The 19,787-nt window shown below is 60.2% G+C and carries 15 protein-coding genes and 1 tRNA gene; 11 read left to right on the top strand and 5 right to left on the bottom strand.

Features of this window, described 5'->3' with window-relative positions; genetic code table 11:
• Positions 1 to 69 precede the first annotated feature (69 nt).
• From gltB to pyk, 3 genes are read left to right on the top strand one after another with little or no spacing between them, the layout of a single operon-like run.
• Positions 70 to 4,683, top strand: coding sequence for a glutamate synthase large subunit (gene gltB / locus PQ627_RS02405; protein ID WP_274258211.1), 4,614 nt, complete (start codon positions 70 to 72; stop codon positions 4,681 to 4,683).
• On the top strand, positions 4,676 to 6,133 hold the full coding sequence (locus PQ627_RS02400) for a glutamate synthase subunit beta (RefSeq protein WP_144658602.1): 1,458 nt from the start codon (positions 4,676 to 4,678) through the stop codon (positions 6,131 to 6,133). The genes gltB and PQ627_RS02400 overlap by 8 nt, the downstream gene beginning before the upstream one ends.
• Before the next feature lie 55 nt (positions 6,134 to 6,188).
• Positions 6,189 to 7,682 carry a pyruvate kinase gene (pyk, locus tag PQ627_RS02395; protein ID WP_144658603.1) on the top strand — a complete coding sequence of 498 codons (1,494 nt, stop codon included), beginning with the start codon at positions 6,189 to 6,191 and terminating at the stop codon, positions 7,680 to 7,682.
• A 68-nt stretch (positions 7,683 to 7,750) separates the two neighbouring features.
• Here the strand turns inward: pyk and PQ627_RS02390 are convergent, their stop codons facing one another.
• On the bottom strand, positions 7,751 to 8,257 hold the full coding sequence (locus PQ627_RS02390) for an HPP family protein (protein WP_260842261.1): 507 nt from the start codon (positions 8,255 to 8,257) through the stop codon (positions 7,751 to 7,753).
• Between the two features lie 202 nt (positions 8,258 to 8,459).
• Positions 8,460 to 9,065, bottom strand: a complete 606-nt coding sequence (locus tag PQ627_RS02385) for an ANTAR domain-containing response regulator (protein WP_144658605.1) — start codon at positions 9,063 to 9,065, stop codon at positions 8,460 to 8,462.
• A 198-nt stretch (positions 9,066 to 9,263) separates the two neighbouring features.
• Between PQ627_RS02385 and PQ627_RS02380 the strand changes: the two genes are divergently transcribed.
• Positions 9,264 to 9,345 (top strand) — tRNA-Leu (locus PQ627_RS02380).
• A gap of 86 nt (positions 9,346 to 9,431) precedes the next feature.
• Positions 9,432 to 10,562, top strand: a complete 1,131-nt coding sequence (locus tag PQ627_RS02375) for a tyrosine-type recombinase/integrase (RefSeq protein ID WP_274258210.1) — start codon at positions 9,432 to 9,434, stop codon at positions 10,560 to 10,562.
• Positions 10,563 to 10,577: 15 nt separating this feature from the next.
• Here the strand turns inward: PQ627_RS02375 and PQ627_RS02370 are convergent, their stop codons facing one another.
• The gene (locus tag PQ627_RS02370; protein ID WP_274258209.1) at positions 10,578 to 10,844 is read right to left on the bottom strand and encodes a hypothetical protein; all 267 of its coding nucleotides are present in this window, start codon (positions 10,842 to 10,844) and stop codon (positions 10,578 to 10,580) included.
• Between the two features lie 249 nt (positions 10,845 to 11,093).
• Here PQ627_RS02370 and PQ627_RS20000 point away from each other — a divergent pair, with 249 nt between their 5' ends.
• Both PQ627_RS20000 and PQ627_RS02365 read left to right on the top strand, forming a co-directional pair.
• A complete protein-coding gene (locus PQ627_RS20000) occupies positions 11,094 to 11,360 on the top strand; it encodes an AAA family ATPase (RefSeq protein ID WP_443192736.1) in 267 nt (88 codons plus the stop codon).
• Positions 11,361 to 11,425: 65 nt separating this feature from the next.
• Complete coding sequence (locus tag PQ627_RS02365; RefSeq protein ID WP_274258208.1) at positions 11,426 to 13,177, top strand: hypothetical protein; 1,752 nt, start codon at positions 11,426 to 11,428, stop codon at positions 13,175 to 13,177.
• 64 nt (positions 13,178 to 13,241) lie between these two features.
• Here PQ627_RS02365 and PQ627_RS02360 read toward each other — a convergent pair whose 3' ends face one another.
• Positions 13,242 to 13,481, bottom strand: a complete 240-nt coding sequence (locus PQ627_RS02360; RefSeq protein WP_274258207.1) for a hypothetical protein — start codon at positions 13,479 to 13,481, stop codon at positions 13,242 to 13,244.
• Between the two features lie 442 nt (positions 13,482 to 13,923).
• Here PQ627_RS02360 and PQ627_RS02355 point away from each other — a divergent pair, with 442 nt between their 5' ends.
• Positions 13,924 to 15,576 carry a hypothetical protein gene (locus tag PQ627_RS02355; RefSeq protein WP_274258206.1) on the top strand — a complete coding sequence of 551 codons (1,653 nt, stop codon included), beginning with the start codon at positions 13,924 to 13,926 and terminating at the stop codon, positions 15,574 to 15,576.
• A gap of 98 nt (positions 15,577 to 15,674) precedes the next feature.
• Here the strand turns inward: PQ627_RS02355 and PQ627_RS02350 are convergent, their stop codons facing one another.
• Positions 15,675 to 17,051, bottom strand: coding sequence for a HEPN domain-containing protein (locus PQ627_RS02350; protein WP_274258205.1), 1,377 nt, complete (start codon positions 17,049 to 17,051; stop codon positions 15,675 to 15,677).
• Between the two features lie 1,076 nt (positions 17,052 to 18,127).
• Between PQ627_RS02350 and PQ627_RS02345 the strand changes: the two genes are divergently transcribed.
• The 3 genes from PQ627_RS02345 to PQ627_RS02335 are packed head-to-tail and all read left to right on the top strand — an operon-like array spanning position 18,128 to position 19,787.
• Entirely contained in the window at positions 18,128 to 18,340 is a 213-nt protein-coding gene (locus PQ627_RS02345) for a hypothetical protein (RefSeq protein WP_274258204.1), read from the top strand.
• Positions 18,337 to 19,353: an MAB_1171c family putative transporter gene (locus PQ627_RS02340; protein ID WP_274258203.1), complete on the top strand. Its 1,017-nt coding sequence runs from the start codon at positions 18,337 to 18,339 to the stop codon at positions 19,351 to 19,353. The genes PQ627_RS02345 and PQ627_RS02340 overlap by 4 nt, the downstream gene beginning before the upstream one ends.
• Entirely contained in the window at positions 19,350 to 19,787 is a 438-nt protein-coding gene (locus PQ627_RS02335; RefSeq protein WP_274258202.1) for a hypothetical protein, read from the top strand. Before PQ627_RS02340 ends, PQ627_RS02335 begins: the two co-directional genes overlap by 4 nt.

Below are 19,787 nucleotides of genomic sequence, written 5' to 3'. Positions count from 1 at the left end.
CACAGGGCAGGCAAGGTGGGGCCAACGTTGTCCCTTCCATACGCACGATCTCGAGGAAGGACGTCTCCCATGACCCATCTTCATAACCCCGGTTGGTCCGAAAATATCGAGCCGCAGGGTGCCATGTCTCCGTTCAAGCGCTTCGCCGCGCTCCCGGAGGCCCAGGGTCTTTACAACCCTGATAAGGAGAAGGACGCCTGCGGCCTGGCCATTATTGCCACGCTCCGCGGGGAACCGGGATACGACATCGTGGAGGCGGCACTGACCGCCCTCCGCAATCTCGAACACCGCGGCGCCGTAGGCGCCGACGAAGGAACCGGCGACGGCGCGGGTCTGCTCATGCAGGTCCCCGACGAGTTTTTCCGGGCCGTCACCGAATTCGAACTGCCCGCACCCGGCCAGTACGTTGTGGGTACCGCATTCCTGCCGGCTGAAGCCCGGGAAGCTGCCACGGCCAAGGCCGGCATCGAGGCACTGGCTGCTGATGAGGGGCTTACGGTCCTTGGCTGGCGCGAGGTTCCCGTCGTAGCGGACCTCGTAGGTGCCATGGCGCGTGCGTGTATGCCCTACTTCTCGCAGCCGTTCTTCGCTGCTGCCAACGGCGAGCAGCTTGAGCACAATGAACTTGACTCCCGTGCCTGGCGGATCCGCAAGCGCGCGCAGAACAAGTTCGGCGTCTACTTCCCGTCGCTGTCCTCCCGCACCATCGTGTACAAGGGCATGCTGACCACGGCCCAGCTGGAGCCGTTCTACCCGGACCTTTCGGACAAGCGCTTCAAGACCAAGCTCGCCATTGTCCACTCGCGCTTCTCCACCAACACGTTCCCTTCCTGGCCGCTGGCCCAGCCGTTCCGCACCATCGCGCACAACGGCGAAATCAACACGGTCAAGGGCAACCGCAACTGGATGCGTGCACGCCAGTCGCAGCTGGCAAGCCCCCTTCTGGGTGACACTCCGGAAGAGCTGTACCCCATCTGCACCCCGGGTGCCTCTGACTCGGCTTCCTTCGACGAGGTTGCCGAGCTCCTGTGGCTCTCTGGACGCCCCATCACGCACTCCATCATGATGATGATCCCGGAGGCATGGGAGAACCACGCCACCATGGATCCGGCCCGCCGTGCCTTCTACGAGTACCACTCCCTCCTCATGGAGCCCTGGGACGGTCCCGCAGCTGTGTCCTTCACCGACGGCAGCCTTGTCGGCGCCACGTTGGACCGCAACGGCCTGCGCCCCGGACGCTACTGGATCACTGAAGACGGCCTGATCATCTTTGCCTCCGAGGTAGGCGTGATCGAGGTTGAGCCCTCCAACGTGGTCAAGAAGGGCCGCGTTGCCCCGGGCAAGATGTTCCTGGTGGACACCGAAGCCGGACGCATCATTGACGACGCCGAGGTCAAGGCCGAGGTCGCGGCAGCCAACCCGTGGGCCGAGTGGCTCAAGGACAACCTGATCGACATCAACGAGCTTCCCGAGCGTGAGCACGTGCTCCACACGGCAGCTTCGGTGAACATCCGCCAGCGGACCTTCGGCTACACCACTGAAGAGTTGAAGATCCTGCTTGGACCGATGGCCCGTACCGGTGCCGAGCCGCTGGGTGCCATGGGTTCGGACACTCCGGTCGCCGTGCTCTCCAAGCGCCCGCGGTTGCTGTTCGACTACTTTGTGCAATCTTTCGCCCAGGTCACCAACCCGCCGCTGGATGCCATCCGTGAAGAGCTGGTCACCTCCCTGAAGTGCGCCATTGGCCCCAACGGCAACCTGTTGGATGGCAAGCAGGTCCGCCAGCCGCAGATCTCGTTGCCGTTCCCTGTGATCAACAACGACCAGCTCGCCAAGATCGCGAACATTGAAAGCCCCGACGGCGACCGCATCGCCATGAAGGTCCGCGGCCTTTACCGCCCCGAGGGCGGAGAAGCGGCGCTGCGCGCCCGCTTGACGGAGATCTGCGAGCAGGTTTCCGGTGCGATCAACCGTGGCGTGCAGTACGTCGTGCTGTCGGACCGTGACTCCAATGCCCAGTGGGCACCGATTCCTTCGCTCCTGCTGGTCAGCGCTGTTCACCACCACCTTCTTCGCAGTGCCAACCGCACCAAGACTGCGTTGGTGGTCGAAGCCGGCGACGTCCGTGAGACGCACCATGTTGCCGTGCTCATCGGCTACGGCGCTTCGGCGGTCAACCCGTACCTGGCCATGGAATCGGTGGAACAGCTGATCTCCAACGGCGATGTCACGGGAGTGACTGCTGAAGACGGCGTCTACAACCTCATCAAGGGCCTGGGCAAGGGTGTCCTGAAGATCATGTCCAAGATGGGCATCTCCACGGTGGCTTCCTACACGGGTGCCCAGACATTCGAGGCTCTGGGCCTGTCCCAGGAACTCGTGGATGAATTCTTCTCCGGCACGCACTCCCAGCTTGGTGGCGTCGGCCTCGACGTCATCGCCGCGGAAGTCTCTGCCCGTCACCAGATGGCGTACCCCGAGGGTGGCATCGAGCACCCGCACCAGCCGCTGCTCGGCGGCGGTGAGTACCAGTGGCGCCGCGACGGCGAACCACACCTCTTCAACCCGGAGACGGTGTTCCGTTTGCAGCACGCGACCCGCGAACGCCGTTACGACATCTTCAAGGCCTACACCAAGGGCGTTGATGACCAGTCCGAGAACCTGATGACCCTGCGTGGGCTCCTCAAGTTCAAGGACGGCGTCCGCCCGGCTGTTCCGCTGGAAGAGGTCGAACCCGTATCCAGCATCGTGAAGCGTTTCTCCACCGGAGCCATGAGCTACGGCTCCATCTCCAAGGAAGCGCACGAAACCCTCGCCATCGCCATGAACCGTTTGGGCGCCAAGTCCAACACCGGCGAAGGCGGCGAGGACGTCGACCGCCTCCTGGATCCCGAGCGCCGCTCTGCCATCAAGCAGATCGCTTCCGGCCGTTTTGGTGTCACGAGCCTCTACCTCACCAATGCCGACGACATCCAGATCAAGATGGCACAGGGCGCCAAGCCCGGTGAAGGTGGCCAGTTGATGGCGCAGAAGGTCTACCCTTGGGTGGCCCGGACCCGTCACTCGACCCCCGGCGTCGGTCTGATTTCCCCGCCTCCGCACCACGACATCTACTCGATCGAAGACCTCGCGCAGCTCATCTACGATGCCAAGCGCGCCAACCCTTCGGCCCGGGTGCACGTGAAGCTGGTTTCGGAAGTCGGGATCGGCACGGTGGCCTCCGGCGTGACGAAGGCGAAGGCCGACGTCGTGCTTGTGTCAGGTCACGACGGCGGAACCGGCGCCTCGCCGCTGAACTCGCTCAAGCACGCGGGTGTGCCGTGGGAGCTCGGCCTCGCCGAAACCCAGCAGACCCTCATGCTCAACGGCCTGCGCGACCGCGTTGTGGTCCAGGTCGACGGACAGCTCAAGACCGGCCGTGACGTGGTCATTGCCGCCCTGCTCGGTGGCGAAGAGTTTGGCTTCGCAACCGCGCCTCTGGTGGTCGAAGGCTGCATCATGATGCGCGTCTGCCACCTGGACACCTGCCCGGTTGGTGTGGCTACGCAGAACCCCGAGCTTCGTGCCCGGTTCTCCGGCAAGCCCGAATTCGTGGTCAACTTCTTCGAGTTCCTCGCAGAGGAAGTCCGCGAAATCCTCGCAGAGCTTGGATTCCGCAGCATCGAAGAGGCTATCGGCCACGCCGAGGTGTTGGACACCCGGGACGCCATCAACCACTGGAAGGCCGAAGGCCTGGATCTCGATCCCATCCTGCACGGGCTGGAATTCGACGACGACGTGCCGCTGCGCAACATGACCGGCCAGAACCACGAGCTGGACAAGCACTTCGACCAGCGGCTGATCACCATGGCACAGGAAGCGCTCAGCGACCGCATGCCCGTCAAGATCACCCTGGACGTCATCAACACGGACCGTTCCGTGGGCACGATGCTGGGCCACGTGGTGACCAAGACCTTCGGCACTGACGTACTGGCAACGGACACGATCGATGTGACCCTGAACGGCACCGCCGGCCAGTCCTTGGGCGCGTTCCTGCCTGCAGGCATCACGCTGCGCATGTTCGGTGACTCCAACGACTACGTGGGCAAGGGCCTGTCCGGTGGGCGCATCATCGTCCGCCCGGACCGCACCAATGTGTTCCAGGCAGAACGCAACGTCATTGCCGGCAACGTCATCGGTTACGGTGCCACCAGCGGCGAGATGTTCCTGCGTGGTCAGGTTGGCGAACGCTTCCTGGTCCGCAACTCCGGTGCGACCGCCGTCGTCGAGGGCATTGGCGACCACGGTTGTGAGTACATGACCGGTGGCCAGACGCTGATCATCGGCCGTACGGGCCGTAACTTCGGCGCCGGCATGTCCGGCGGCACCGCCTATGTTCTGGACCTGCAGCCTGAGCGCGTCAACAAGCTCGCCCTCGACTCCGGCGAACTCCAGCTCCTGGAGCTCGACGCCGAGGACCGCGACATTGTCCACGGCCTCCTCACCAAGCATGTTGAGGAAACCGAATCCGTCCTGGCGGGCCGTTTGCTCGAGAACTTCGACGACACCGCAGCCCGCATCACCAAGGTACTGCCGCGCGACTACGCCGCAGTCCTGCAAACCCGTCTCGACGCCATCGAAGAGGGCCTTGACCCCGATGGCGAAGAAGTATGGTCTCGAATCCTGGAGGTAACCGGTGGCTGATCCACGCGGATTTCTGAAAGTCCGGCAGCGCGAGACGCAGCCACGCCGTCCCGTTCCCGTCCGCATCATGGACTGGAAAGAGGTCTACGAAGCACAGGAAAAGGGTGTCCTGAAGAGCCAGGCCGGCCGCTGCATGGACTGTGGCGTTCCGTTCTGTCACCAGGGCTGTCCTTTGGGCAACCTCATTCCTGAGTGGAATGACCTCGTATGGCGGGACAAGGGTGAAGAAGCCATTGAGCGACTTCACGCCACGAACAACTTCCCTGAGTTCACGGGCCGCTTGTGCCCGGCCCCTTGTGAAGCGTCGTGTGTATTGGGCATCAACCAGCCCGCCGTGACCATCAAGCAGGTTGAGGTCTCCATCATTGACCAGGCGTTCGACAACGACTGGGTCCACCCGCTTCCGCCGACGCGCCTTACGGGCAAGACGGTTGCCGTGGTTGGCTCCGGTCCGGCCGGCTTGGCCGTCGCGCAGCAGTTGACCCGCGTTGGGCACACCGTTGCGGTGTACGAGCGCGATGACAAGATCGGCGGCCTGCTCCGGTACGGCATTCCTGACTTCAAAATGGAGAAGGAACAGGTTGACCGCCGCCTCGAGCAGATGAAGGCCGAAGGCACCCGCTTCCGGACCGGCGTCGCTGTGGGAACCGATGTCACCTGGGAGCAGCTTCGCCGTCGCTACGACGCCGTTGTTGTCGCCACCGGGGCTACGGTCCCGCGCGACCTGCCGATCCCTGGCCGCGATCTTGATGGCGTTCACTTCGCCATGGACTACCTGGTCCCGGCGAACCGCGTAGTCGCGGGGGAGACCCCGGAGAACCACATCGATGCCCGCGGCAAGCACGTTGTCATCCTCGGTGGTGGCGATACCGGTGCTGACTGCATCGGAACCGCCCACCGCCACCAGGCAGCGTCGGTGACGACCCTCGCGATCGGCAAGCAGCCGCCGTCGGAACGTGCCGCACACCAGCCGTGGCCGACCTTCCCCACCTTGTTCGAGATGGCCAGTGCCCACGAAGAAGGCGGCGAACGCACGTACCTTGCCTCCACTGTCGAGTTCGTGGGGGAGAACGGCAAGCTGACGGGCGTCAAGGTTGCTGAAACAGAGTTCGTAGATGGCAAGCGCCTGCCCAAGGCAGGCACGGAGCGGATTATTCCGGCTGACCTGGTCTTCTTGAGCCTCGGCTTTACGGGCGCTGAGCCGGCTGGGATCACGGAACAGGTCAGTGCGGAATTCGACGGTCGGGGCAACGTGGCCCGCGACGGCTACTACATGACAAACACTGAGGGAGTGTTTGTCGCCGGCGATGCCGGACGTGGCCAGTCTCTGATTGTGTGGGCCATTGCGGAAGGCCGTGCATGTGCGGCCGCAGTGGACAAGTTCCTGATGGGAAGCACCATTCTCCCGGCACCGGTCGCCCCCACCGACCGGGCGATAGCGGTCTTATAGCGCCGGCAGGAACTGATCTTTTACTCAATCAGCATGAACTACTTAGGGTAGGTATATGAGACGCGCGAAAATTGTGGCAACTTTCGGCCCGGCTATCTCCAGCTTCGACAACACCCTCGCGGTGCTGGAGGCCGGCGTCGACGTTGCTCGCATGAACATGAGCCACGGCGACTACTCCGTGCACGACAACACCTACGAGAATGTCCGCAAGGCTGCGGCGCAGCTGGGCAAGCCCGTGGCCATCATGGCCGACCTCCAGGGCCCCAAGATCCGCCTTGGCCGCTTTGTTGACGGTCCGCACGAGTTGGCCGTTGGCGACACCTTCACCATCACCACCGAGGACGTCCCGGGCACCAAGGACATCTGCTCCACCACGCTCAAGAGCCTCACCGAAGATGTCAACGTCGGCGACGCGCTGCTGATCGACGACGGCAAGGTGGCGCTGCGCGCCGTTGAAGTTGACGACGTCAAGGTTGTTGCCACTGTGACGGTTGGCGGCAAGGTCTCCAACAACAAGGGCATCAACCTGCCCGGCGTTGCCGTCAACGTCCCGGCGTTGAGCGAAAAGGACGAGGACGATCTGCGCTGGGCGCTCAAGCGTGGCGCCGACCTCGTGGCCTTGTCCTTTGTTCGTGACGCTGCGGACATCACCCGTGTCCACGAGATCATGGACGAAGAAGGCCGTCGGGTCCCCGTGATCGCCAAGATCGAAAAGCCGCAGGCCGTGGACCAGCTCCACGAAATCATTGACGCATTCGACGCCATCATGGTTGCCCGTGGCGACCTCGGCGTCGAACTGCCGCTCGAAGAGGTGCCGATTGTCCAGAAGCGCGCCATCGAGCTGGCCCGCCGCTGGGCCAAGCCGGTCATCGTGGCAACCCAGGTCCTCGAATCCATGATCGACAACCCGCGGCCGACACGCGCCGAAGCCTCCGACTGCGCCAACGCAGTTCTCGACGGCGCCGATGCAGTCATGCTCTCGGGTGAGACCTCCGTGGGCCAGTACCCGATCGAAACCGTCAAGACCATGGCGCGGATCATCGAATCCACCGAGGTCCACGGACTTGAGCGCGTCCCCCCGCTGGGTACCAAGCCCAAGACCCGTGGTGGCGCCATCACCCGTGCCGCCGTCGAAATCGCAGACCAGCTGGACGCCAAGTACATCTGTACTTTCACACAGTCCGGTGACTCGGCACGACGCCTGTCGCGTCTGCGCCCGGTCAAGCCGGTCTTCGCGTTCACGCCGGTTGAGCACGTGTGGAACCAGCTGGCCCTCACCTGGGGCATCCAGCCGGTACTGGTGCCCTCGGTCGGCCACACCGACGAGATGACCGCCCAGGTGGACCGCAGCCTGCTCGACATGAAGCTCGTGGACGAAGGTGACCTCGTGGTCATCGCCGCCGGTTCCCCTCCAGGACAGGCCGGTTCCACGAACTCTCTGAAGGTTCACAAGGTAGGCGACCTCGCCGACACCTCCAAGGTCGATGACGGTTCCCGCAAGGAACCCGTTGGCCCGTGGCCCGAAAAGAAGTCCAAGACCAAGGCGTAGTCCCTGGTTTTGCGCAACAGGCCCCGCCGTTTGGCGGGGCCTGTTGTCGTTTAGATACTGCAGATGTATCAGGAAGACGAAGGCCGGGTTCCGAGGATGAGATTCAGGGTCCAGCCCAGTGCTGTAACCAGGAGAATCGCACCCGCCATGGTGAGCAATTGCGCAGGCGTCTTGAGGATGCCGAGGCTGACAATGAGTGTTGTCGCCCCGGCTGGCGGGTGGGGCTTCTTGATCAGCGCCAGGATGAGGGAAGTCAGGCCTACCGACGCTATGCCGGCTACTACGTGCCCCGGAGTGAGTCCACCGGTTGGGGCTGGTGGGATGTCCTGGAGGCCCAGAGCATAAAGGCAGCCAGCACCCGCAAGCAGTCCCACCCCATGGCCTGCCAGGGTGTTTCCGGGCGATGCCGCCTTTTGCTGCGGCGACTCGAAGAAGAGCATCACCGTCGGCCCCAGGCTGGGAAACAGCCAAGGCAGGTGGCTCAAAAGACCGACGAGGCCAGCTGCGGCCAAGGTAGCTGCGCCAAGGACGCAGGCATAAGTTCCCGCTCCCAGCTGGCCTGCGCTTTTGTTCATTCTTTCAAGTACCGACGTCGTTGGCATACTCCCGCCTCTCAGGCGTGATTCCAAAGTCCCTTGGTTCTGGATTCACCCTCCCGAATAAGATCAGCATACTTATTATCTGTCGGCGTGGGTAGGGATTGAATGCCCAGCGCTGGCTTCGCTTAAGGGGAGAAGGGCGGCTTCGCAAGGAAGCCGCCCTTCTTTTCGAGGGATGCTAGTTGACCTGGTTGATGATGGTCTCGGCAACCTCACGCATGCTGAGGCGACGGTCCATGGAGGTCTTCTGGATCCAGCGGAAGGCTTCGGGCTCCGTGAGGCCCATCTTGGTGGTCAGGAGGCTCTTGGCGCGCTCTACAAGCTTGCGCGTGGCGAACTGCTCCTGGAGGTCGGAAACCTCGTTCTCGAGTGCCTTGATCTCCTCGTGGCGGGAGAGGGCAATCTCGATGGCGGGGATGAGGTCGGCGGGGGTGAACGGCTTGACGACGTACGCCATGGCACCGGCGTCGCGTGCCCGCTCCACGAGTTCCTTCTGGCTGAACGCGGTCAGGAGGACTACGGGGGCGATACGGGCCTTGACGATCTTCTCAGCAGCCGAGATGCCATCCATCACGGGCATCTTGACGTCCATAAGAACGAGGTCAGGCTTAAGTTCTTCGGCCAGCTCCACGGCCTTTTCGCCGTTGTCCGCCTCGCCTACGACGTCGTACCCTTCGCCCTTCAGGATCTCGATAATGTCCAAGCGGATGAGGGTCTCATCCTCGGCTACGACAACGCGTCGGGCCGGCTGGCTTGTGGGTGCGGACTCCGTCTGTTCGGTCACGGGATCTCCTTGGAAAGGTTCGGCGGGTTCAAGTCCATCTTAGTGGGGACGGTCGTTGAGCATGTTTTTGTTGCACCAGCGCGTCCGGTTCTTTGAATCAGCCTATCTGCATGTAGAGTAGTTTCGCGTGCTGGGAACGGATCGCGTTGCTCACAGAAATGAGAGCAGTCAGCGAGAATTAACGTCCCGGTAATCCGCGCCCGAGTGGCGGAATTGGCAGACGCGCCGCACTCAAAATGCGGTATCGAAAGGTGTGTGGGTTCGAGTCCCACCTCGGGCACGATGTTGTCGCAGGTCAGGGGCTTTTTAGCCCCTGACTGTGCACAAAACCCCTAAATCTGTGCACAGCGGCGTAGCGTTTTATGCATGGCCAGCATCATGACACGCACAAAGAAGGACGGTTCACAGTCCTTCACGGTGCGCTGGAGAGACCCCAAAATCCAGAAGCATCAGGGCATCACTGTTGCCACTCAGGCCGAGGCTGAAACTCTGAAGCGGTTGTTGGATGCCAACGGCCAGAACTTCGAAATCGCGCAGCACGCCATTGTGGAAAATGCGAAGCGGGTACCGACCGTTGCCGAGGTCATCCAGGAACACATCGACATGCTGGTGCGGCCCTCCAGCGGCACCGTGAAGACGTACCAGACCATGCTCGATCTTCATGTGCAGAAGGTCATCGGTCACGTGGCTGTCGACAAGCTGGACTACCGGATGATTGCGTACTGGGTGAAGTCCATGATGGCCAAGGGTCGGTCGCCCAAGACGATCAAGAATGTGCATGGCCTCATCTCCGCGTCGATGAACACGGCAGAGATGCTCGGCTACATCACTCGTAATCCGTGCCGTGGGGTGCAGCTGCCGAGTGTCGAGAAAGCGGAGGACGAGATGATGTTCCTTACGCATGCCGAATTCGGGCTGATCATGGAGGGCATGGGGGAGCGGTACCGGGACCTCACTAACTTCCTGGTGATGACGGGTACGCGTTTCGGGGAAGCAACGGCCTTGACCGTGGCGGATATTGATTTGCTGGGGAAGCCGGCGACGGCCCGCATCAACAAGGCATGGAAGCGGGATGGGCAGAATCAGTTCTACATTGGGCCGACCAAGACTGGTGCAGGGAAGAGGACAATTGGGCTGAATCCGGCTCTCGTCGAGCTCCTGATCCCTTTGGTGGCTGGGCGTCCGAGCGGCGATTTGTTGTTCTCAACGCCCAAGGGGGAGCGGATCGTGCACAAGCTTTATTGGCATCACTTCTGGGTTCCGGCGGTGAAGGCTGCTCAGCTCCGTGGACTGCGCAAAGATCCACGTATCCACGACCTACGACATACGCATGCCTCCTGGCTGATTCAGGATGGCGTGCCGATCTTCACGATCTCGCGGCGGCTTGGGCATGCCTCCATCAAGACGACCGAGCAGGTCTACGGTCACCTCATGCCCGAGGCGCTGCAGGTCGGGGCGGATGCGACCGAGCGTCAGGTCGCGGCGTTTATGCGCTGAAGCGGTTCTGGGCCGTCAGGAGACGAGTCGATTGCGGGCACGCGTGCCGATGAGCCTGGTGCTGGTTGGATTGGCGCTCTGCGCCGCCGGAGACGGGTGTGACGTTGGCAGGATCTCGCTGAGCCTGGCTATCTCGGCAATGTGCTCAGACGTGAAGACGATCTTGCCCTTGCCCCAGCATGCGTGCGGGAACCGTCCGGCAGCTGCACCGTCACGCAGCCATCCTTCGCTGCAGCGCATTAGGGCTGCTGCCTCAGCTGGTTCAAAGAACTCCATATCCATAATCGCTCACTCCCGGCCGATTCATCGGGTGTTCATGGTGAAAAAGGGGAACCAGAACATGACGGAGTGGAGGATCTTCCACTGACAACGTGGGCGTCTGCCGGGGATTTGAGGCTGCTTAGGCACTGATGGAGTCTCTCTGTCCCATCAGGACGGCTCGTCGTGAGGTTCTGGACCAGAGGCCGGGCTAATGTTGATCGACTTGGTTTCAAATTTTCAGTCTGCGGACGGTAGTTATTGGCGAGCGTAATGCAGCTGGGTGATCTCAGAATCTGCAACTTTATGTCGTGCCTTGACACGGAAATCGACTTTAGAGAGCACGTTACTGTTCTAGTAGGAGAGAACGGGTCTGGAAAAAGCAAATCTACTGACGCGATCCGCTTGCTTGTTCCGTCAGCGATCGGACACCGTTCTTTTTGGTTTGGTCCGAAACGAGACACTGCACCCTCCATGGATCCAGGAACTACCGCAGTCGAAAACAAGGAACATACGCTGGCCTGGTTTTTCCGGATCTAAATAGATGCTGGCTTCCTCGGGAACAGGGTGTCTGACGTTCGGTTATAGGTGAAAGAGGGGTAGTCATGAGTTCAAAGTCGTCAATTGACTGGAGGACGATCCCGGAGGTCGACTTCAACTCGTTGGCTGAGGCGTTGATTGTCCGCGATCGGACCAGGGAGGGGTTCGTTGGCCAGGCTATTGATGGGCGTGGTGGCGATGGCGGGATCGACATCGATGTTCGTGAAGCCGAAAGTGGCGACCTGCTCGAGATTATTCAGCTGAAGTGGTTCCGTGAGGGTTTCTCGAGTAATTTCCGGAAACGTCGTGATCAGATACGACGCTCCTTTGAATCTGCGATGGCGCTGAACCCTCCCCGGTGGACCTTGGTGGTGCCAGCCAACCTCACGGTTCCGGAAAGGCAGTTCGTTTCTGCAATGCGGCGCGGTCGGCCAGTATCGGTCCGTTTCATCGGAGCCACCGAGTTGAACTTGCTGCTTGCGGACTATCCGGAAGTCCATGACTGGGCGACTCGGGATGTAGCGATGAGCGCTCTCGCACTTATTCAGCGTGAGTCGGCTGCATTGAGGAGGCCGGGGGATTTGGCGGCCGAAACCTCCAAACTGGCCAGCCGCGCCGATGGCACCAGTGCCTACTGGGGTCGAGGCGTTGCCTTTCAATCGGGTGTGTACGTTGAAACGCTGTATGCAAAAAAACCGGATGCCTGCGAACGGGAGCCACTATCAATAGTGTTGTCCACGGTATTCGGTCCGGACGACAGCGAGTTGCGGGCCAAGTACGAGGACACGCTGGCGTATGGGCCAATTGAGCCCTTAACGCTGCCAAGCACCGTGGTGGAGGCTTTCTCCATGGTGGGCCCCGAGTGGTTTGCCCAAGAACACGGCGCCGGCGAATTCCATATCCGTCCCGGAAAGTCGTCGGTGATTGACGATGATCTCAAATTGGTCAGCAAGAATAAGGCTGGACGGGCCTTGGCTACACTACGGGGGAGGGCTGTAACCTCGGTAACTGGAGCCACGGGAGCCGCCTTGGAGTGTCATTTCCCCGGTGGGCTCCGCCAAGTTTGGCGCTTCCCGGAGGACCTGATGCAGCCGGCCCTCGTAACTATGCGGTGTGAACCTGAGGGTTACTCTGCCCACGACGTGAAAAGGGCATTCTCCTTCTTGAATTCGCTCGCCTCTGCGGAAACCGTGGAAATGAATGTGAACGGGCACGCCAGATCCTTGAGTTGCCCGGAATTCACATCAAATTCTGCTCCCAGTTCAGGAGTGCATGAGCTTATCGATGACCTCGCTTACCTGGAGAGCCAACTGAACATTGAGTTCGAGTTTCCGAAATTGTTGCCCCGCGGGCATGAGAGGGTTTGGATTCGTGTGGTTCGTCGGATGCTGGAAGGTCGAAGCGTCGCCGTACCCAACAGGAAAAAGCTCGAGGTAACGCTCGATGGCGGCTTGGACAATGGGACGAAGGCGCTGCTTAGTGAACGTGGTAGTCACATGATCTACACCGAGTCGGACTGGTGTGTCACACTCCTTGGGGAGAAGATCATTCTCGAGGACATGCGGATATATCATCCACGTCTGATCGCCGATGGTGCCCAGCAGCACCTTCAGGCTGTCAAGAATGGACTAGGGGCTGGCCGGCGGGTCACTTTGCGGCCCGCCAATGGGGAGCCATTTGTGATCTTCAGCCCCTCCCGGATGAGGCCGAACGACGCAATTGTGGCAGAGCCATGGGGGATCGAGGGCATTTTGGAGCCCGCTGGACTCGCGCTCCTAGGGTCGACACCTGCTGAGATTGCCGATGTCGGCTCCTGATCGCCGATGATCCAGGGAGAGCCGCGGCAAGCCGGAAGCGATCACCGTGCCCTGCTCGTGGAATTTACATGTGCCCCGACGGGATCGGTTCAGCCTGGCCGAATTTACAAAGACCGCCGTAAGTCAGCGTGGGCGCCCAGCGAAGATCCCTGATACGAGGGGCGTCCGTTCCCCGCAAATTCCGGGAATGATAATTGTTCTGCCACATCCTGAAGTGAGCCGGATTGATGCAGCCATGGCCTTTCACCACGAAGCCTTCGGAGAGGATCAGCATCGATTTCACGGCGATGTCCTGGCGCGACACGTGGACCGTGCTGGCGAGGACATGGGTAAGAGTGCCCTCGAGGCCTTCCTGCCGGAGTGCTATACGCTAATCGATGGCCTGTTCCGAGATAGTTGTGAGGGCTGTGTTTACGGCCGAGGCCCACAATGCCAATCGACAGTTCCAGCGCATTATGATGTGCGGAGCATGGAGTTCTAGCGCCGAACTCCTGGCCGACCTAAATTGTGAGCTTTGGCAGTTGATCATTGAGCTGGAGGCTGCGGAGGCGCTCGAGACCACCGGTGGGCATGAAGTCCACGGTGCGGACGCGGCCTTAGGGGATCTGAGTCGCATTGGGCGGGTCTCCGGGGTGGTATCTTCTCTCGGAACGTCCTGCGAAATTCAGTCGTCATGCCCGGGCGAAATCTGTCCAGGCAGCGGTGCCGATTCGCGCAAAGTGAAAGTTTGAGAAGGGGGTTTGGGCTTGGGGATTGTCTTCAGCGACTCTGAGTTGCGGACACTGCGTGGTGATACTCAGATGGCCGATTTCATGCGTGTCGGTACGGAACCATGGACCGTGGTCTACGACGGTGAGGGAATGGGCACTATGCCCGTTTCGATAGTCGCCTACTCTGTACTAGCACCCCCGGCGTTAAGGACCGAGTTCCTGGACGAAGAGGGCTGGGATGTCCTAATTGGCTGGGGTCGACCCGGAACCATCACAACGTTCAGTGAGACGCGTCAAACATCATACGTACGATTCGGCAACGACGACGGCTGGGAACCCCTGGTCATCGTCACTGACAAAGCAGGCACCCGTGAGGCCGAGGTAATCCTGAACCAGGAGTTTCGGCTGGTCTTTGACTTGTTCGAAGACAGGGCTTCAGGAAACTTCATCAGTGTTGAAAAGGATGGCAGTGAGACTATTGTTGTCGAGGTGTCGGGACGACATGTTCGTATCAGGACTTCCTTTCTCACTCGCTTCCGGGCCCTCAAACAACTCGACTTGTGGCTCTACACCGAAACGATCAGTCATTTCCCCGACCTAAGCCTTGATCATGACTTCGAGCAGTTCAATTTCAAGTGGAAGAATGCCGATTCCGCAGGGCTCAACCATGTAGGCCACAGCCTCGATTACCCGGCGGCCGTATTCCGGGCCAAAAAGTACCTTAGTCCGGCCCCGATTGAACACTGCAACTTGTGGCAATACGAGTCCCGGGACGAGACCTACGAGGAGTTCGTCATAGGGGAAGACGAAGTCGGTCGTACCATTAAGTTCACTTGTGAGATCGACAAACTGGGCGACTACTTTGGGAAGAACCCTGACGCGCCCAACTACCTCACTCCCGTCTTCTTCCGCAGCGAAGTTCTGCAGAAGTACTACAACAACCCGGAGTTGTATGCCGTGACGGAAGGTTCCATATCCTGTAAAGGCCGCTGGCACTTAAGGCTGGACAACGATCACGGCGATCACGTGGCCGTTTTCCTGGGTGATCTGGGCGGAGACCTTCCGGAATCCGAGCGCCAGTACTGGCGAGCATTCAATGTGGCGCCTTCCGGGGAAATGAGCGGCAGCTATGTCCGCAGGTCATTCTTGGGGCAGTGGGCAGCCGCGGAGCAGCCTGACCATCAACTAAAGCGTGCCTACAGAGACCTTCAGTCCCGCTGGCTCCAGGTCCATGGATGGCAGCTGCATCGGAAACCTCACAAGATCGACAAGGGGATACTGGATAGGTTGCACGTTCCTCTCAACGAAACCCAGACCGAGTTCGAAGACCAGCTGCTGATCCTGGCGAAACTTCTTGTTGACTTCCTGAACGACAAAGGGATCGGCAAAGTTGTCGGCAAGGGACCCGAGAACGAAAGAAGCCTCGGCAAGCTTCAACGCTTCTTCGAGAAGGTCGGCTACGAACAAGCTACCGAGGACCTTTCCTTGCTTAGAGAAATACAGGAGCTCCGTTCAAGGGTGGCCGCCCACACGAAGGGATCGGACTACGACAAGTACATCGCAAGTAAACTCGCAGGGTTGTCGAAGAAGGAACTGGTCAGGGACCTCCACCGGAGATCTACTCTGATGTTGCAACGATGGTCTGGTCTTGCCGCCGCGGACGGCGGCAAAGAGGTCGGCCAGATCTAGCTAGCGAAGAGGTCGCCTCTGTTCCAGACAAACTCCGATATGACCGACGGCGCAGGGGCCACCTGCCGTCTCGACTGTTGAATGTCGCCTTCTTGGCGTCAGGACTGGCCCTTGAAGGTTTGCAGACACGAGTAACCCACCCAGTAATGTTCGACGTCCATATTTGCCAATGCGAAGGCAAAGGACTGCGATTCCCGCAGGGCGGCGCTGAGTTGGCTGGGGTCGACGAATTCGGTCAGTATCCGTAGTCGGAGGACCCAGCGCCCAGAGATGCTTGCAATGTGGTATTGCGTTATTTCTTCTTCGTAGAACCGGTCGAGCAGTTGATGGCTCTGATCATTCCGGATGTCCTTCATGGATTTAACCCATGCGCTTAGCTCCGGGCCGATGAGTCCCGGCGCGATCTCGACGACTGGAACTGCTATCTCGGTAAGGCGTTGTTGATAGCTTGGCTGGTCAATGTGGTTCAGGGCTGCACTGAATAGTTTTCCGGCGAGATCAGCGTCGACAAATCCGTTCTCGAGCAGAACACGAACACCGGCTTCCCTCGCCGCCTGCGTGGCACGCTTCACTGCGCCCTTGCTGATAGGGGCGAAGGGCCGGCTATCCCCGAGAAGCCGCCGGTGAAGTCCTTCAAGAGCACTTGCGACTGCCTGGGCATCGATCTGGAGGACGCCGGCCGGGGCGGAAGCAATGTAGGGCAAGGGGTCCAGCGTAAAGGCCAAGATCGTCCATTTGGCCAGGGCTGTGAGGGTGAGGTCGGTCATTGGCAGGAGTTTAGTCCTGGAGAACCTACCCGCTTCGTTCTCTGGTGCGGAGCATTCATACCAAAGGCCGCCTTCGAGTTGGATCTCTACTCTGGACACGTCGACGTCGCATCCTGTCCAGAGCACCAGCAACTGGGTAACCGCAGCCATGGCCCCATGACGGGCGACTCGTAGTTCGACGGGATCAGACAACTCTAGCTCCAGGCCTGGCATTTCTGCGCAGGCCCAAGCACGAAGTGTCCCGCTCAACGGGCCATCTGTGACGTTTACCGGACCGTCCTCGAGCCATCCGGCCAGGCCGGAGGGCATGCTCCAAGTCCATCGGATACCAGAAATCGCATGTTCTTGGTCATCAATATGAGTGCCGAGCACAACGACGGAGCCGGTGAATCGTTGCGTGAGCGGTCCGAAGAGAGGATGGGTCGTGTCCATCTGCGCACCAAGAAGCGTCACGCTTGTGCCCTCGTCCAACTCGCCCATGACGGTGCGCGGCGCGAAGTCCTCCGCTATTGCCCCAGGGTCCCCACTAATGGAGTAATAACCCGGCTGTATGTCGAGGCTACGGGGCCGAAAACAAAACTCTTCCAACTCTAAGGAGTACGTGCTTCCATCTATTTTCAGGACTCCGGCGACGCGTGGGCCGCCCCCGACCCAAAACTGTCCTGACATGTCACCGTTCACATGGACACGATATACGTAATCGTCCATCCAGAGCGGGGCGCCTCGTGGGCCGGTGACTGTGCTGATGTTGAGTCTCTGGTCCTCGGCTCTTCTGGCACCTACGCCCGCGGAACAGCACGCACCCGGGACGCCACGGTAGTCCGCCGGAAACCTAGACAGCCAACCCTTCCGGGGGGGCTTAGGCAGCGCACCTGCGCCGGGTCAGTCGAGTTAAGAGCTTTGGACCATCAGTTCTGACGGGAATTACACGTGCTCCGACTGGACTTCGACCGCGAGCCTTGGACAGGGCAATCACGTACAGCGTGAGTGGCGCTCTTGTGCACCTTCGTAAGCCTCCGTACGGCGTTCCTTTTGCCAGCCGTGTGGATGTGCCATGCACCGTCAGCAGAACTCTGCCAGCCAAAACTCCAGCCTTCGCTGAGGCGGAGTTCGCCCAGTTCCAGGCGCCGGGAGGCGTTACCCATCGCCTTCTACAGGGCTTCGGCCTGGGTCCATTGTTCGATCCCAATAGAGGGCGCTGGTGGCGCGGCACAACCATCTGAAGGCGGCCAACTAGCCATAGCCACACCAAAAAGTCGCCTGAACGATTTCACAGCAGCTCTCGATCAGTTCGGTGCCGGATATCAGTCGTTATGAGTGGGCGCAAGGAGCTGAGGTCGTATTGAACGGCGGATGTCCGAGGAACTATTTCCTGGCTAGCGCATTCTTTGAAGGTCTGGACATGTCCAGAGCCCAGGAGTTCAATAGATTTGAGAGTTCGTTGCTAGCCGGCGGCGAGATGTCGACCACTAGCGACCCGGTAATGAGTACGACCGGAGTTGCCGATGCAAGTGAACCCACACCCCTCAGGGCAGTCGCCTGCGGAACGAGCAGCGAATGCCTTCAAATCTTTACGGCTGCCCACTCACCTCAGCTTGGACCGTCTGATCGAGGTGGTCGAGGGCGTCCGACATCGCTCCATCGAAGTCGAAGCCGCAGGGTTTCTGAACGGCGGATCGGTGTGCGGCCTATGGCTGTCTACGGATGAAGTCGAAGTGATACTGCATGCAGTCAGCCCGTCCGGGTTGCACCGACAGCAGTTCGTGCTTCACGAACTAGGACACATGGTCCTGCGACACGACGAACTCGTCGTTCCGCTGGACTATGTAGGTGTTCTGTTCCCGAACCTTCCCGCAGGTCTGGTCCGGCGCGTGCTGGCTCGTAGTAGCTTCAGTGATGAGTTGGAGGCTGCTGCTGAATCTCTGGCCGATCTTTTCGCCGCAGCTATAAGGAACAGTGCGAGGGAACCGAGGTCATTCGAGAGTGTGTTTGGATGATCCAGGTTACCGCCGCGGTTCTGATCTGGTTGCTGGTGCTATGCCTGCTGCCCGGAGTTCGTCGACGACGAGACCACAGCGTCTTGACTGCCGCCGTCACCATTTCTGTAGCTATGACGCTCAACATCGATCAGGTTTATTCGAGCGTTGACGCAGCGCTCGGTGGGCGGAACTACGTCGACCTCCTGGCCAACGTCTCGATGGTTGTCGGCATCTACTTTCTCTCAAGGGCGATTATTCGAGCGGCAACCCCAGATGAGGCGGGAGAAAGGCGCGACACGTTTGGTGCTGTCCTCCTGGGTGTCGTGACAGTGGGACTTGCATTCACTTTCAGCCTCATTGCCACCCAAAGCAGCTCAACCAGCTTCATGCTGGATTACGGCGGGCAGGTCCCGGCTGCTCTGTACTCAGCCATTCAGTTCGTCTACATCGGTTACGTGGTCAGTGTCACTGGTGTCACGTGTTTCCGGTTCCGCTCTGACATGTCTCGGCCTTACTACCGCGTGGCATTCACACTTATCGGAATTGGCTGTGCGATAGCAGTTCTGCTCGCATCCTTGGTACTGATCATGGACATAATGCACCTGCAAGGCCGTCTGGACGCTATGCGTGCCATATCGCCCGCCTACGATGCCTCAGTGGTTGCAGCCATGGCCTTTCTCTGTGTGGGTTTGGCAATCCCGCCCGTAGCTCGCCGTGTCCTTCGCCATCGGGAGTCCGTGACTGAGGACGAACTGGTTCGTGGCCTTCGGGTTGTCTGGGACAAGACCGCCGGCAAGCGGCAAGACGTTCGGTTGCAACTAAGCATCGAATCCCAGAGTCAGCAGGACCAGGCACGACGGCTTCATAGGATGCTTGTTGAGGTGCAGGATGCTCTTCTCGTGGAGCCAGGATTGGCCACTTCCTTGGACATACGCGAGCTCAGAGTCCTAAGTGCTGCTGAGAATTATCTGGCTGGACCAATTGAGCATCGAACTTCGGTGCGGAGGGTTAAGGGGAAGCAAGGGCCATGACGGATGACGAAGGGACTAGCATCTCGGAGACGCCGCAGGCCAGGTTAGCCCGCAAACTCAACCTGCTCCTTGACCTCTATGAGGCGGGTGGCGCGGAGTCATTGACCTACCCAGAGATCAGCAAACACATGAGTCAGCGAGGGACCCCACTATCACGATCCCGTTGGGCCTATATGCGCAGCGGAGATGGTTCGATGGCCACCGATACCGCGTTGCTGCGAAATCTGGCAGAGTTCTTCGGCATGGACCGCGACTACCTACTCGATGATGCGGGCGAAATACCAAGGCTCGTGGAGGCCCAATTGGAGCTACTCCGGAGTCTGCGCGAATCCCGAGTGCGAAACTTCGCCGCCAGGCAATTGCATGGGATCTCTCCGGAAACTTTGGAGAAGCTCCGCAAGGTCATTGACGACCGTGGAACCCGAAAGGAATGA

The organism is Paenarthrobacter sp. AB444 (assembly GCF_028736865.1).
GTDB lineage: Bacteria > Actinomycetota > Actinomycetes > Actinomycetales > Micrococcaceae > Arthrobacter > Arthrobacter nicotinovorans_B.
This window is presented reverse-complemented; position numbering and strand designations above follow the sequence as displayed.